Source organism: Pseudomonas sp. zfem002, from assembly GCF_032621685.1.
GTDB lineage: Bacteria > Pseudomonadota > Gammaproteobacteria > Pseudomonadales > Pseudomonadaceae > Aquipseudomonas > Aquipseudomonas japonica.
This window is the reverse complement of the sequence record NZ_JAVYJH010000003.1, coordinates 92,947-106,342: the sequence shown is the minus strand read 5'-3', so window position 1 is coordinate 106,342 and position 13,396 is coordinate 92,947. Positions and strand designations below refer to the sequence as shown.

At 66.2% G+C, this 13,396-nt stretch carries 9 protein-coding genes; 3 read left to right on the top strand and 6 right to left on the bottom strand.

Going from position 1 to position 13,396, the window contains the following annotated elements; translation table 11 throughout:
- Window positions 1–52: 52 nt before the first annotated feature.
- Entirely contained in the window at window positions 53–2,089 is a 2,037-nt protein-coding gene (locus RTI28_RS06395) for an NADPH-dependent 2,4-dienoyl-CoA reductase (RefSeq protein ID WP_316919670.1), read from the bottom strand.
- 252 nt (window positions 2,090–2,341) lie between these two features.
- On the opposite strand from RTI28_RS06395, the gene RTI28_RS06390 reads away from it, so the two are divergent.
- A complete protein-coding gene (locus RTI28_RS06390; RefSeq protein WP_316919669.1) occupies window positions 2,342–2,902 on the top strand; it encodes a TetR/AcrR family transcriptional regulator in 561 nt (186 codons plus the stop codon).
- A 150-nt stretch (window positions 2,903–3,052) separates the two neighbouring features.
- Here the strand turns inward: RTI28_RS06390 and RTI28_RS06385 are convergent, their stop codons facing one another.
- Genes RTI28_RS06385 through RTI28_RS06375 form a run of 3 tightly spaced genes read right to left on the bottom strand, consistent with a single transcriptional unit; the run spans window position 3,053 to window position 8,727 of the window.
- Window positions 3,053–4,456: an efflux transporter outer membrane subunit gene (locus RTI28_RS06385; protein ID WP_316919668.1), complete on the bottom strand. Its 1,404-nt coding sequence runs from the start codon at window positions 4,454–4,456 to the stop codon at window positions 3,053–3,055.
- Window positions 4,456–7,578, bottom strand: a complete 3,123-nt coding sequence (locus RTI28_RS06380) for an efflux RND transporter permease subunit (RefSeq protein WP_316919667.1) — start codon at window positions 7,576–7,578, stop codon at window positions 4,456–4,458. Before RTI28_RS06380 ends, RTI28_RS06385 begins: the two co-directional genes overlap by 1 nt.
- Before the next feature lie 15 nt (window positions 7,579–7,593).
- On the bottom strand, window positions 7,594–8,727 hold the full coding sequence (locus RTI28_RS06375) for a MexC family multidrug efflux RND transporter periplasmic adaptor subunit (RefSeq protein ID WP_316919666.1): 1,134 nt from the start codon (window positions 8,725–8,727) through the stop codon (window positions 7,594–7,596).
- A gap of 95 nt (window positions 8,728–8,822) precedes the next feature.
- On the opposite strand from RTI28_RS06375, the gene RTI28_RS06370 reads away from it, so the two are divergent.
- The gene (locus RTI28_RS06370) at window positions 8,823–9,401 is read left to right on the top strand and encodes a TetR/AcrR family transcriptional regulator (protein ID WP_316919665.1); all 579 of its coding nucleotides are present in this window, start codon (window positions 8,823–8,825) and stop codon (window positions 9,399–9,401) included.
- 22 nt (window positions 9,402–9,423) lie between these two features.
- On the opposite strand, the gene RTI28_RS06365 is transcribed toward RTI28_RS06370, so the two are convergent.
- Window positions 9,424–10,677: a PucR family transcriptional regulator gene (locus RTI28_RS06365; protein ID WP_316919664.1), complete on the bottom strand. Its 1,254-nt coding sequence runs from the start codon at window positions 10,675–10,677 to the stop codon at window positions 9,424–9,426.
- A 253-nt stretch (window positions 10,678–10,930) separates the two neighbouring features.
- Between RTI28_RS06365 and RTI28_RS06360 the strand changes: the two genes are divergently transcribed.
- Window positions 10,931–11,803, top strand: a complete 873-nt coding sequence (locus RTI28_RS06360; RefSeq protein ID WP_316919663.1) for a phytanoyl-CoA dioxygenase family protein — start codon at window positions 10,931–10,933, stop codon at window positions 11,801–11,803.
- Window positions 11,804–12,423: 620 nt separating this feature from the next.
- Here RTI28_RS06360 and RTI28_RS06355 read toward each other — a convergent pair.
- Entirely contained in the window at window positions 12,424–13,386 is a 963-nt protein-coding gene (locus tag RTI28_RS06355) for a WD40/YVTN/BNR-like repeat-containing protein (protein ID WP_316919662.1), read from the bottom strand.
- Window positions 13,387–13,396 lie beyond the last annotated feature (10 nt).

Genomic DNA, 13,396 nt, shown 5'->3' with positions numbered 1-13,396 from the left:
GCCATTCATAAGTAAAGCGTCCAGCCTCGACATCAAGGCTGGACGCCTTACCTCAAAGCCCCGCCGCCAACCGCGAACCCTGGTTGATCGCCCGCTTGGCATCCAGTTCTGCCGCCACATCGGCGCCACCGATCAGATGCACCGACTGCCCGGCCGCGACCAGGCCGTCATGCAGTTCGCGCAGCGGATCCTGGCCGGCGCAGATCACCACGTTGTCCACCGCCAGCACCTGCGGCTCGCCCTCGCCGACGCGGACATGCAGACCGGCATCGTCGATCCCCAGGTATTCGACGCTGTTGAGCATCTGCACCTGCTTGTTCTTCAGCCCGGTACGGTGAATCCAGCCGGTGGTCTTGCCCAGGCCGTCGCCGACCTTGCTCTTCTTGCGCTGCAGCAGATAGACCTGACGCGCCGGCGCATGGGGCTCGGGCTTGACCCCGGCGACACCACCCCGCGCCTGCAGGGCGCTGTCGATGCCCCACTCCTTCCAGAACGCCTCGCGGTCCTGGCTGGTGGCAACGCCCTGGTGAACGAGGAATTCGGACACGTCGAAACCGATCCCGCCCGCACCGATCACCGCGACGCGCTGGCCCACCGGCTTGCGCTGCAGCAGCACGTCGAGGTAGGTCAGCACCTTGGCGTGCTCGATCCCCGGAATCGCCGGCAGACGCGGCGCGATGCCGGTGGCGAGGATGATCTCGTCATAGCCGCCGGCGGCCAGCTGCCGCGCATCGACACGGGTGTTCAGGCACAGCTCGACGCCCGTGGTCTGCAGCTTGCGCCCGAAGTAGCGCAGGGTCTCGTAGAACTCTTCCTTGCCCGGCACCCGCTTGGCTACGTTGAACTGGCCACCGATTTCGCTGGCAGCGTCGAACAGCACCACCTGGTGGCCCCGCTCGGCCGCCACGGTGGCCGCGGCCAGGCCGGCCGGGCCGGCACCGACCACGGCAATGCGCTTGGCCTGGGTCACCGGAATGTAGTTGAGCTCGGTCTCGTGGCAGGCTCGCGGGTTGACCAGGCAACTGGTCAGCTTGCCGCCGAAGGTGTGGTCGAGGCAGGCCTGGTTGCAGCCGATGCAGGTATTGATCTCGTCGGCGCGGCCCTGCGCGGCCTTGTTGACGAAATCCGGGTCGGCCAGGAATGGCCGGGCCATGGAGACCATGTCGGCATCGCCCTCGGCCAGCACCTGTTCGGCCACTTCCGGGGTGTTGATGCGGTTGGTGGTGATCAGCGGGATCTTCACCGCGCCCCGCAGCTTGGCCGTGACCTTGCTGAACGCCGCCCGCGGCACCTTGGTGGCGATGGTCGGGATGCGCGCCTCGTGCCAGCCGATGCCGGTATTGATCAGGGTCGCCCCGGCCTTTTCGATGGCCTGGGCCAGTTGCACGATCTCATTCCAGTCGCTGCCGCCTTCCACCAGGTCGAGCATCGACAGGCGGAAGATGATGATGAAGTTGGGCCCCACCGCCTCGCGCACCCGGCGCACGATCTCCACCGCCAGGCGCATGCGGTTCTCGTAGCTGCCGCCCCAGCGGTCGGTGCGATGGTTGGTGTGGGCGGCGAGGAACTGGTTGATGAAGTAGCCTTCCGAACCCATGATCTCGACGCCGTCATAGCCGGCGCTCTGGGCCAGTTGCGAGCAGGTGACGAAGTCGGCGATCTGCTTCTCGATACCCTCCTCGTCCAGCTCCTTGGGCTTGAACGGGTTGATCGGCGCCTGGATGGCGCTCGGCGCCACCTGCTTGGGGCTGTAGGCATAGCGTCCGGCGTGGAGGATCTGCAGGCAGATCTTGCCGCCGGCCTCGTGCACGGCCTGGGTGACGATCCGGTGCTTTTCCGCCTCTTCCACGGTGCTCAGCTTGGCCGCGCCGGAGTACACGCCACCCTCGACATTGGGGCCGATACCGCCGGTGACCATCAGGCCGACGCCGCCCCGGGCACGCTCGGCGAAGTACGCGGCCATGCGTTCGAAGCCGTCGGGTTTCTCTTCCAGGCCGGTGTGCATCGAGCCCATCAGGGTGCGGTTGCGCAGGGTGGTGAAACCGAGGTCGAGGGGGGCAAGCAGGTGCGGGTATTGGGCGGCGGTCATGACGATCTCCACGGTGATCACGGAAAATGCGGGCGCCTCATCGGGCCCCGTCGGTTTGTCTGGAGCCGACATTAATGGCCGCCCCGCCGCCGCTCAATGACCGAAAGTGACAAGTTATTGATCGAAATGCACTAAGCGCCCAAGCGCGGATGCGACGGCGAAGTCCGGATTGAATCGACATTCGATCAAATGGATGCCACAGGCCCGTGCTTGCTTCACAATGGCCGCCCAATCAGCCCTGTGGAGCATCCGATGTCCCTCCCGACAACCGACGAGCGTCTGCTCAAGGCGCTGGCCGATGCGATCGTTGTCCATCCTCGTGCGACCCTGAAGGAACTGGCCGAGGCGGCAGGCGTCAGCAAGGCGACGCTGCACCGCTTCTGCGGCACCCGTGACAACCTGGTGAACATGCTGGAGGGCTACGGCGAACAGGTGCTCGCGCAAGTCATCGGCGATGCCGGGCTGGAAGAGCCCGACCCGATCGCGGCCTTGCGCCGGCTCATCGTCGAGCACCTCAAGCATCGCGAGATGATGATCTTCCTGCTCTTCCAGTACCGCCCCGACTCGTTCGACGACAGCGAGCAGAACCGCCCGTGGCGGGCCTATGCCGACGCCCTGGATGCTTTCTTCCTGCGTGGCCAGCGCGCAGGCGCGCTGCGCATCGACATCAGCGCGGCGGTCTTCACCGAGATGTTCCTGAGCATGGTGTATGGCATCGTCGATGCCGAACGCCGCGGGCGCGCGGCCAGCGCGACTTCGGTGCAGACCCTCGAACTGCTGTTCCTCGACGGCGCGGCTGCCCCCGCTGCCTGATCTGTTCCGGCAAAAGAGTGGCGGTGGCGGTTTCGCGAGCTGATCCGTTGCAGGCGGTGACGCCACCACTCACCCCAAGCCCCCCAAAAAAAGGCCCCTGGGCATTCGCCCCGGGGCCAGGCGGCTGGACTCGCCAACCAAAGGAGGACTTCAGCCCTTGTCCGGCCAGCCGCCACCCAGTGCGCGGAACAGGTCGACCAAGGCCAGCTGGCGCTGAGTACTGGCGTCGATGAAAGCGGCCTCGTTGACGTAGCTGCTGCGCTGCGCATCCAGGTAGCGCAGGTGGCTGTCCACCCCGCCCTGGTAACGCGCCTTGGCCAGCGCCACGGTCGCCCGGCTGGTATCGACCAGGGCCCGCCGCGCGGCTTCCTCGCGGCGCAGGGTGTCGGTGGCGGCGAGGGCATCGGCGACTTCGCGGAAGGCGGTCTGGATCGTGCCTTCGTAAGCGGCCACCGCCGAATCCTTGCGCACCTCGGCCAGGTTCAGGCCGGCCCGGTTGCGCCCGGCATCGAACAGCGGCAGCGACAGCTGCGGCATGAAGCTCCAGCTGCGCGAGCCACCGTCGAACAGCCCGGACATCTGCGCACTGGACGTACCAAAGCTGCCAGTCAGGCTGATCCGCGGGAAGAACGCCGCCCGCGCCGCGCCGATATCGGCATTGCGCGCACGCAGGCGATGCTCGGCGGCGAGGATGTCCGGGCGCCGCTCGATCAGGCTCGACGGTGTACCCGGCGCGATGTCGTGCAGCACCATCGGCTCATCCGCGCGCTCGGCGGGAATCGCCCTGGCCGCCTCGGCGCTGCCCAGCAGCAGGACCAGGGCGTTGTAGGCCTGGCGCTGCTGGCGCACGGTCGCCTCGAGTTCGGCCCGCGACTGCTCGACCAACCCCAGCGCCTCCTGGTGATCCAGCGCGGTGGCGGTGCCGGCGGAACGCCGCTGGCCGACCAGGGCCAGCGAATCCTCGCGGCTGGCCAGGGTCTGCCGGGTCAGGGCCTGGCGCCGCTCGGCGCCATCCAGGGTCAGGTAGGCCTGGCTCACCTCGGCGATCAGGGCGATGCGCGCGGCACGGCCGACCTCTTCAGTGGCCAGGTACTGCTCCAGGGCCGCGTCGCTCAGGCTCTTGACCCGACCGAACAGGTCGATCTCGTACTCCGGCAGCGACAGCCCGACCTGATAGCTACTGCTGACGCCCTGGCGCCCGTCGCTGGCCAGGTCCGCCGGCAGGTGTTGCCGGTTGCCGGACGCCCCGGCATTCAAGCCCGGCAACCGATCGGCACGCTGGATGCGGTACTGCGCACGGGCCTGCTCGATATCCAGCAGGGTCTGGCGCAGGGAGCGGTTGTTGTCCAGCGCACTGGCAACCAGCTGGCGCAGCACCGGATCGACGATGAAGCCCTGCCAGTCCAGCTGCTCCACCGCCTGACCCTGATGAGCGACGGCGTCGCCCCAGGCGGCCGCCACCGGCGCCTCGGGGCGCTCATAGGTGGGCGCCAGGGAGCAGCCGGCCAGGGTAACGGCCAGGGCGAACGGAAGAACACGATTGAGCATGACCATCACTTCGCTACCTCGACAGCCTGGTGAAGCGGGGCTGGTTTGCGCTTCAACAGCTTCAGCACCCAGACGAAACAGATCGGCACGAACACCACGCCCAGCAGCGTGGCGCTGAGCATGCCGCCGATCACCCCGGTACCGATGGCGCGCTGGCTGGCCGCACCGGCGCCCGTGGCGATGGCCAGCGGAATCACACCGAGGATGAAGGCCATGGAGGTCATCACGATCGGACGGAAACGCAGGCGCGCGGCCTCGATCGCGGCGTCACTCAGGCTGTAGCCCTTCTCCCACAGTTCCTTGGCGAACTCGACGATGAGGATGGCGTTCTTCGCCGCCAGGCCGATGATGGTGATCAGGCCGACCTTGAAGTACACGTCGTTGGACAGACCGGTGAGCATCACCGCCCACACCGCGCCCACGGCCCCGATCGGCACGATCAGCATCACCGTCAGCGGGATCGCCCAGCTTTCGTACAGCGCCACCAGCAGCAGGAACACTACCAGGATGGCCAGGCCGAACAGGCCCGCGGCCTGGCCGCTGGAGACCTTCTCCTGGTAGGACAGCCCCGTCCACGCATAGCCGATGCCAGGTGGCAGCTCGGCGACCAGACGCTCCATCTCGGCCATCGCCTGGCCGGTGCTGTAACCGGGCCCGGCGTCACCGGCGATGCGGATCGACGGATAACCGTTGTATCGCACGATCTGTACCGGACCTTCCTCCCAATGGGTGGTGACGAAGGCACTGAACGGCACCTGCTCGCCACTGGCGTTGGGCGCATACAGGCGCAGCACGCTTTCCGGGGTCATGCGCTGGTCCTGTTCGGCCTGCACCACCACGCGCTGCTGGCGCCCGGCATTGCTGAAGTCGTTGATCACCGCCGAACCGAAGGCGGTGGCCAGGGTGCTGTTGATCACCTCGAAACTCACGCCCAGGGCGCGGGCCTTTTCGCGGTCGATCTGCACACGCAGCTGCGGCGCCTCGGCCAGGCCTTCCATCATCGCGTAGAGGAATATCGGGTTGCCGTTGGCACTGGCCAGCAACTGGTCACGCGCCGCCAGCAGCGCTTCACGCCCCAGGCCACCACGGTCCATCAGACGCAGGGCAAAGCCCCCGGAGTTGCCCAGGCCGTCGATCGGCGGCGGCATGACCGCGGTAATGGCACCATCACCATTGGCGGCGAACTGGGCGTTGGTCGCCACGATCTCGGCAGCGACCGATTGTTCCTCGGTGCGCACTGACCAGTCCTTGAAGGTCGGGAATGCCAGCGCGGCGTTTTCCCCCTGGCCGGAGAAGCTGAAGCCGGTCACCAGGATCGAGTTGGCCACCGCTTCACGGGACATCAGGAATTTCTCCAGCGCGTCGGCGGTGTGGTCGGTACGCACCCGGCTGGCGCCCGGTGGCAACTGCACATCGACGATGCTGTAGCCCATGTCCTCGGCGGGCACGAAGGCCTCCGGCAGACGCACATAGGAATAGCCGAGCACCACCAGGATCCCGACATAGGCCAGCATCCAGCGCCCGGCACGGGCCACCAGGGCGCTGTTCATCAGCGAGTAGCGCTCGGTCAGCCGCGCGAAACCACGGTTGAAGGCGCCGAAGAAGCCGCCTTTTTCGTGATGGCCGTGGGCAACCGGCTTGAGCAGCGTGGCGCACAGCGCCGGCGTGAAGGTCAGGGCAAGGAAGCCGGAGAACAGAATCGACACTGCCAGCGACACCGAGAACTGCTGGTAGATCACCCCGACCGAGCCGGACATGAACGCCAGCGGCAGGAACACCGCAGCCAGCACCATGGTGATCCCGATGATCGCCCCGGACACCTGCCCCATCGCCTTGATGGTCGCCTGCGCCGGCGACAGGCCTTCCTCGGCCATCAGGCGCTCGACGTTCTCGACCACGACGATGGCGTCGTCCACCAGGATGCCGATGGCCAGGACCATGCCGAACATGGTCATCATGTTCACCGAGAACCCGAGCAGCTTCATGACCAGCAGCGTACCCAGCAGACACACCGGTACCACGATCGACGGGATCAGGGTGTAGCGCACGTTCTGCAGGAACAGGAACATCACCAGGAACACCAGGACCATGGCTTCGATCAGGGTGTGGACCACCTTCTCGATGGCCACGTCGACGAAGCGCGAGGTGTCGTAGGGCACCGAGTATTCGACGCCTTGCGGGAAGAACTGCGACAGCTCGTCCAGGCGTTCCTTGACCAGCGTCGCGGTCTGGATGGCGTTGGCACCCGGGGCCAGCTGCACGGCGGCGACCACCGCGGGCTTGCCGTCCAGCCGCGCCGAGAGGTTGTAGTTCTCGCTGCCGATGGCGATACGCGCGACATCACCCAGGCGCACGCTGGAGCCATCCGGATTGGCGCGCAGCACGATAGCGCCGAAGGCCTCGGGGGTCTCGAGGGTACCCTGCACCGCCAGGGTGGCCGTCAGTTCCTGCTCGCTGGCACCGGGCGTACTGCCGAAGCTGCCGGCCGGCACCTGGACGTTCTGGCCGAGAATCGCCGCCTTGATGTCATCGATGGACAGGCCGTAACCCACCAGTTTCTGCGGATCGACCCAGACCCGCATCGCCGCTTCCGAGGCGAAGAACTGCAGCTTGCCCACACCGGGCACACGCAGCAGCTCGTTGTTGATGTTGCGCGCGGCGTAGTCGGACAACGCCGTGATATTCCCACCGGTGCTACTGGTCAGGGCGTACATCAGCAGAAAACCGGAACTGGCCTGCTCGACTTTCAGTCCCTGGGTCAGCACGGCCTGGGGCATGCGTGCCTCGGCCTTCTTCAGGCGGTTCTGCACGTCGACCTGGGCCATGTCCGGCACGGTGCCGGGCTCGAACGTCACCATCACCTCGGCCACGCCGTTGGAGTTGTTGGTGGACTCGTAGTACAGCAGGCCTTTGGCGCCGTTGAGCGACTCTTCGATGATACTGGTCACCGACTCCACCATCACCTTGGCCGAAGCACCCGGATAGGAGGCGGTGATGGAAATCTGTGGCGGTGCCACGCTGGGGTACTGGGCCACCGGCAACACCGGGATCACCAGCAAGCCGGCCAGGGATATGAACAGCGCCACGACCCAGGCGAAGTTCGGCCGATTGATGAAGAACTTGGACATCTCGTCAACCTCGCCTTAGTGCGCCACGGCCTGTTGCGCCTGGGCCGGCGTCACCGGCATGCCTGGGGCAAGACCTGCCGGACTGCCGACGATGACCTGGTCACCCGCCTTGAGTCCCGCGGTGATCTGCCAGCGCGCGCCCTGCATCGCACCCGTCTGCACGACCCGTGCTTCGGCGACGCCGTTGGCGGCCAGCATGACCCGCGCCTGCCCGTCGCTGCCGCGCTGCACAGCACGCTGGGGAACCAGGATGGCCTGCTTGTCGGTGCCCTGAGGTGTGCGCACACGCACATACATGCCCGGCAGGAGCGTGCCGTCGGCGTTGTCGAAACGCCCGCGCAGCACCACCTGGCCGGTACCCCGGTCCACCGTCACATCGGTGAACATCAGTTCGCCCGCGCGCTGGAAATCGGTCCCTTCGACTTGCGCCGTCAACGCCTGGCTGCCCGCCGCGAGTGCGCCGTCCTTCAGCGCCTGGCGCAAGCGCAGGGCGTCGGCGGCGGACTGGGTGAAGTCGACGTAGATCGGGTCGAGCTGCTGGATCCGCGCCATCAGCGTCGCATCGCCCTGCCCGACCAGGGCCCCTTCGGTGATCAGCGCACGGCCGATGCGTCCGGAGATCGGCGCGGTGACCGTGGCGTAGCCCAGGTTCAGGCGTGCCGTCTGCACATCGGCCTGGGCCGAACGCACGGCCGCCTGGGCACTGCGCAGCTCGGCGCTGGCGGTGTCGAAGTCCTGCTGGCTGACCGCTTCGATCTTGACCAGCGGCTCATAGCGCTTGACCCGCGCCTGGGCCTCCTGCTGCACGGCCTGGGCACGGGCCTGGTCGGCCTCGGCGCGGGCCAGGGTGGCCTTGAGCGGCGCCGGGTCGATGTTGAACAGCACATCGCCCGCCTTGACGTCGGCGCCTTCCTCGAAGCGCTTGTGCAGCACGATGCCCGGCACCCGCGCACGCACCTCGGCGACCCGCATCGGCTCGACCCGGCCCGGCAATTCAGCGGCCAGCGTCATCTGTTCGGCGACCAACGTAACGACTTCCACCGGGTAGCTCGCGGTCGCCGCGGCCTCCGGCTCCGTCGCGGGATTGCACCCTGCCAGGGCTATCGCTGCCGCCAGCACACCCATCCTGATCGAACCTGTCTTGCTCATTACTCACCCGAGCCATGATTGAAAAATTGCGCGAATGCTACTTTTCAATTCAAATTGAGTCAATAATGACTCATAAAATTCATAAGAGACTCTATATGGACACCCTGACCTCAAGCACTGAGCACGGCGGTTCTCTGCCCGGCAAGCTGCTGAACGCCCTGTATGCCGCGGTCGCCCAGCGGCCCAGAGCGTCGATGCAGGAACTGGCGGCGCTGGCCGGCGTCAGCCGGGCCACCCTGCATCGTCATTGCGGTACGCGGGAGAACCTCGACAGTCAGCTCGACCGGCACGCCAGGGCGGCGCTCCTGCAGATGCTCGGCACAGTCGATGCGCTGGCGAGCCAGCCCCTGCTCGCCGTGCGCCAGCTGATCCACGAGCACCTGGCCCGGGACGCGCTGATCGCCTTCCTGGCCTCGCGTTATCACGCGCAGGCGCAGGCGCAGCGCGAGGAAGAGCTGAGTTTCTATGTGCAAAGGCTCGATACGCTGTTTCTCAACGGCCAGCGCCAGGGCGCCTTTCGCCTCGATGTCACCGCCGCCGTGCTGACGGAGATCTTCGTATCGCTGCTGTACGGCACGGTGGGTGCCCGGCAACGCGGGCGGACGCCAGGCCAGTGCGCGAGGATGCTGGAAAACGCCTTTCTGCAGGGCCTGGCCAGGCGGCCGCTCGAGTGAGCGGCCGCGCTGTCGGCGCTGGCTATTGCTCGGCGTCTTCCGCGGGGGTGCTCCAGATCACCAGTTCGAGTGCCGCGGCGATCTGAATGCGGTGGTCGGCCAGCTTGATGGGCAACAGATCCTGCGCGCGCTCCAGGCGCCGCAGCAGGGTATTGCGGTGGGTCCCCAGCACTTCGGCGGTCTGGGTGATGTTGCAGCCATTGGCCAGGAACGCATGCAGCGAATGCAGCAGCACCGCCGGTTCCGCGGCCATGCGCCCCAGCGTGCTGAGGATGAACTGCCGGGATGCGCGGGCGTCCTGGGTCATCAGCGACACCATGCGCACCTGATCGATGCTGGCAACCGGCGGTGCCCCGGCCAGGCGCCCCATCACCCGCTGCGCGGTCAAGGCCTCCAGGTGCGAGCGCCGAAAGCCGTTCAGTCCCGCGCCCGGCGAACCGAGCGCGGCGCGAATCCCCGGAAACTGGCGGCCGACGCTGTGCAACTGGTTCAGGTCCAGCGGCTTGACCGCGCTGCTCCACACCCACAAGGTCGCGGGCCCGGCGAAGACCACCAGCGGTGTGGCCGAACCGGTGAGGCTGGCCAGCGCCCGGGCCATTTCCTCGAGGCGGTGGATCTCTGCGTTCGGGCTCTCGCTCCAGACCAGGCAGGCCTGATGCTTCTGCACCAGGCTGTAGCCCAGGCGCCTGCCGAACTGCTCGGTATCCATGTCCCTGCCGTCGAGCAGCCGACTGACCAGGCTGCGCTTGTCGACGTGCTCGTCATGGGCGTGGGCGTTCTTCTCCTCGAGGATGATCTCGGTCACCACACGCATGTTGCTGTCGATGAAGGTCGAGATCGAACGCGACGAGACGTCGAGGAATTCCTCGAGCAGTTGCGGATCCTGGGTCAGGCTGAAGGCCATCTTCATCCACACTTCCCAGGCCGCGTTCTGCGCGGCCCTGGCCGAGTTCATCAGCAACTCGGACATACCGCGCCGGGCCAGTTCCCGGGCGGTGTCCACCATGTCGGAGGAGACATAGGGCTGCACCGGCTCGCCGGGGCGCTGCAGATTGGCGTTGGCCCAGTGCAGCAGCTCCGCCCGGTTGGCCCGCCGGCATGCCGCGAGAATCACCGGGTCCTCGAGCACCAGCGTGTCCTCCGGCGAGGAAAACAGCGACTGATTGAGCCGCTCGACCCATTCCGGCGGCAGGCTCTGGGCGATTTCCGCACCTTTGCGCATGAGCTCGCGAACGGCTTCCGAGGGGCGCGGCCAGAGCGGCGAAGGGTTAGTCATGGCTGGTACAAATCAATCAAAAATCCCCTTTGAATTGGTGCACTTTGTACCTTGGCGGGAGGCTGGGCGAAAAATAGCATTAAGTGACTGCCTGAACAAAAAAAATCACAGGGTGGCACCCCGTCGCTCCATGTTCATTTTGGGTTTAGCGCAGTGCTCATCGTCCTGGCGGACTTGTTCGGTGATGCCGATCCATCGGCCCCGAATGCAAGCCACCCGAGCGCAAACCGTCCTCATATCTGGAGTGTTTTCCATGTCGTCTTCCCTTCGCGAATCCCTGCCCAGCCTGCCGATCGCGACTCGCTCGACCTCAGCGGAAGAAATCGCTGCGCTGAGCGATCAGGCTGGCGCGGTCATCATCCGCGGCTTCCTGACGCCCGAGCAAGTGACGCGGATCAACGAAGAACTCGATGCACCGCTGGCCGCGCTCAACGCCGGCTCCAAGCACGATCACGAGCTGATCGCGGAGTTCCATGGCTATCAGACCAAACGCCTGACCAACCTGATTACCCTGAGCAAGACCTTCCGCGAGGAAGTCCTCGATGACGATCTGTTCCACGCCGTGGGCCATGCGCTGTACGCACCGGAGTGCGGTGACTGGTGGCTGACCACCGCGCAGTTGATCGAGATCGGCCCGGGCAACAGGGCGCAGATGCTCCATCGCGACGCGATGCAGTACGCCCCCTTTGTCGCCCAGAACAAGCATGCACCGCGCGCCATCACCAACCTGATGCTGGCCCTGACCGATTTCACCGAGGAGAACGGCGCCACCCGCATGATCCCCGGCAGCCAGGACTGGGACGATTTCGAAGAGGTCGGCACGCCGGAGATGACCATTCCCGCCGTGCTCAAAGCCGGTGATGCGGTGCTGTTCGGCGGCAAGGTGGTGCACGGCGGCGGCGCGAACGTCACCGCCGATCAGTATCGCCGCGGCCTGACGATCCCCATGCAGGCGTCGATCCTCACGCCTGAAGAAGCCTACCCGTTGATCGTGCCGATCGAAGTGGTGCGCACGCTGTCTCCGCGCGTGCAGAAGATCATCGGCTTCCGCTCGCAGTATCCGGCGGGCAGCCCGGGCCTGTGGCAGCACAACTACGCGGATCTGGCGGACCATCTGGAACTCTAAGGATGGATTCGGGGGTGGCTTGCCGCCCCCGAACCTTTTCGCGCTGGGGTTCTTCACGGAATTTCGGGGGGTGCTGGGGGGCGGGTGTCGGTGTCGGTGCCGCATAGGTATCTACGCATCTTCGAAGGCTTGTCGGGGGACCGCATCAAGGCTGCCAGGTGCCTGTCTTGAGCCTTGCAGCGCCCTCCAGATCGAGCGCCGCCCGCGCGGCGCATCGCGGATGAATCCGCTCCCACATTTGTTGCAACGTGCCTATGTCTGACAGGCTATGGTTGACCGCCTTTTGTGGTCGACTCGATATCGAGTCGAACCCAGCAGCCTCCCCGCGATACATCGCCGAAAAAACAAAGGCTGACAACCCAAATCCCACAGGCCATGGCACGTTGCAACAAATGTGGGAGCGGATTCATCCGCGATGCGCCGCGCGGGCGGCGCTCGATCTTGAGGGCGCTGCAACACTCAAGACAGGCACCTGCCGGCCTTGATGCGGTCCCCCGACAAGCCTTCGAAGATGTGTAGATACCTATGCCGGATGCAGGAGCAAGCGGTTTTCATCCATTTTTGCCAAAAAAGGCCAGGCGCCAATTCAACGCCCGGCCTTCTTCATTGCCCAACGCCAGTCATTTCTGCCCAGGCACCACGCCACGCCGTGAGAACAGCAGCGGCGCACCGTCGGCATCGAGCAGCGCCGCCGTCAGCGAAACGCCGTCGGCCGCCTGCTGCTCCTGGAAACTGTTGCCACCGTCGCTGCTCACCGCCATCAGGCCGTCCAGACCGGCCACCAGCACCCGCGACCCGGAGACCGCGACAGAGGTAACCGAACCCTTGCTCTGCATCGGCAGGCGGCGGAAGTCGCTGCCATCGGCATTGCCATGCAACAGCGTGCCGCGCTGACCACCCACCAGCAGACTGCCGTCGGCCAGCACCGCGCCGGACCAGAGGGTACCTTCGTAACCGCTGTCCAGATAACGCCAGCTCTTGCCCTGGTCTTCGGAACACAGCACCTGGCCGTGCTCCGCCGTCGCATACAGCTTGCCTTTGCCGTCGGCGAACAGGCCCATCAGGTTGAGGTCAGCCCTGCTCGACCCGGGAGGCGCCGGCAGGGACTGTTCGCTCCAGGTCTGCCCGCCGTCCTCGGTGGTCAGCACCAGCGACCAGAGGCCAACCGCAACGCCCTGCTGCGCATTGAAGAAATGCACGGCGAAGAGCGGACGATCCTCTTCGCTGGACAGGCGCTGGACCTGCCAGGACTCACCGCCGTCCGTGGTGGCGAGAATCGCCCCCCAGTGGCCCACGGCCCAGCCATGCTGCGCATCGACGAACGACACGCCGGTCAGCGGGGTGGAAACCGGTACCGCGCTCGCCTGACGGAAACGTGCGCCGTGATCATCGGACAACAGCACCACGCCGTGGTCGCCCACGGCCACCACCCGCGGCCCCGCCCAGACGGCATCGAGCATGGTGGCCTGGGTCGCGTTGCTCGCCTGGACGGCGGGCAGCGCCTGCAGCGGCGTGGCCTGAAGTGCCCCGAACGGCAGTGCCGCAACGACCAGGGCGGCCATCAATGAAACCGTGTATCGCATGCTTCTCTCC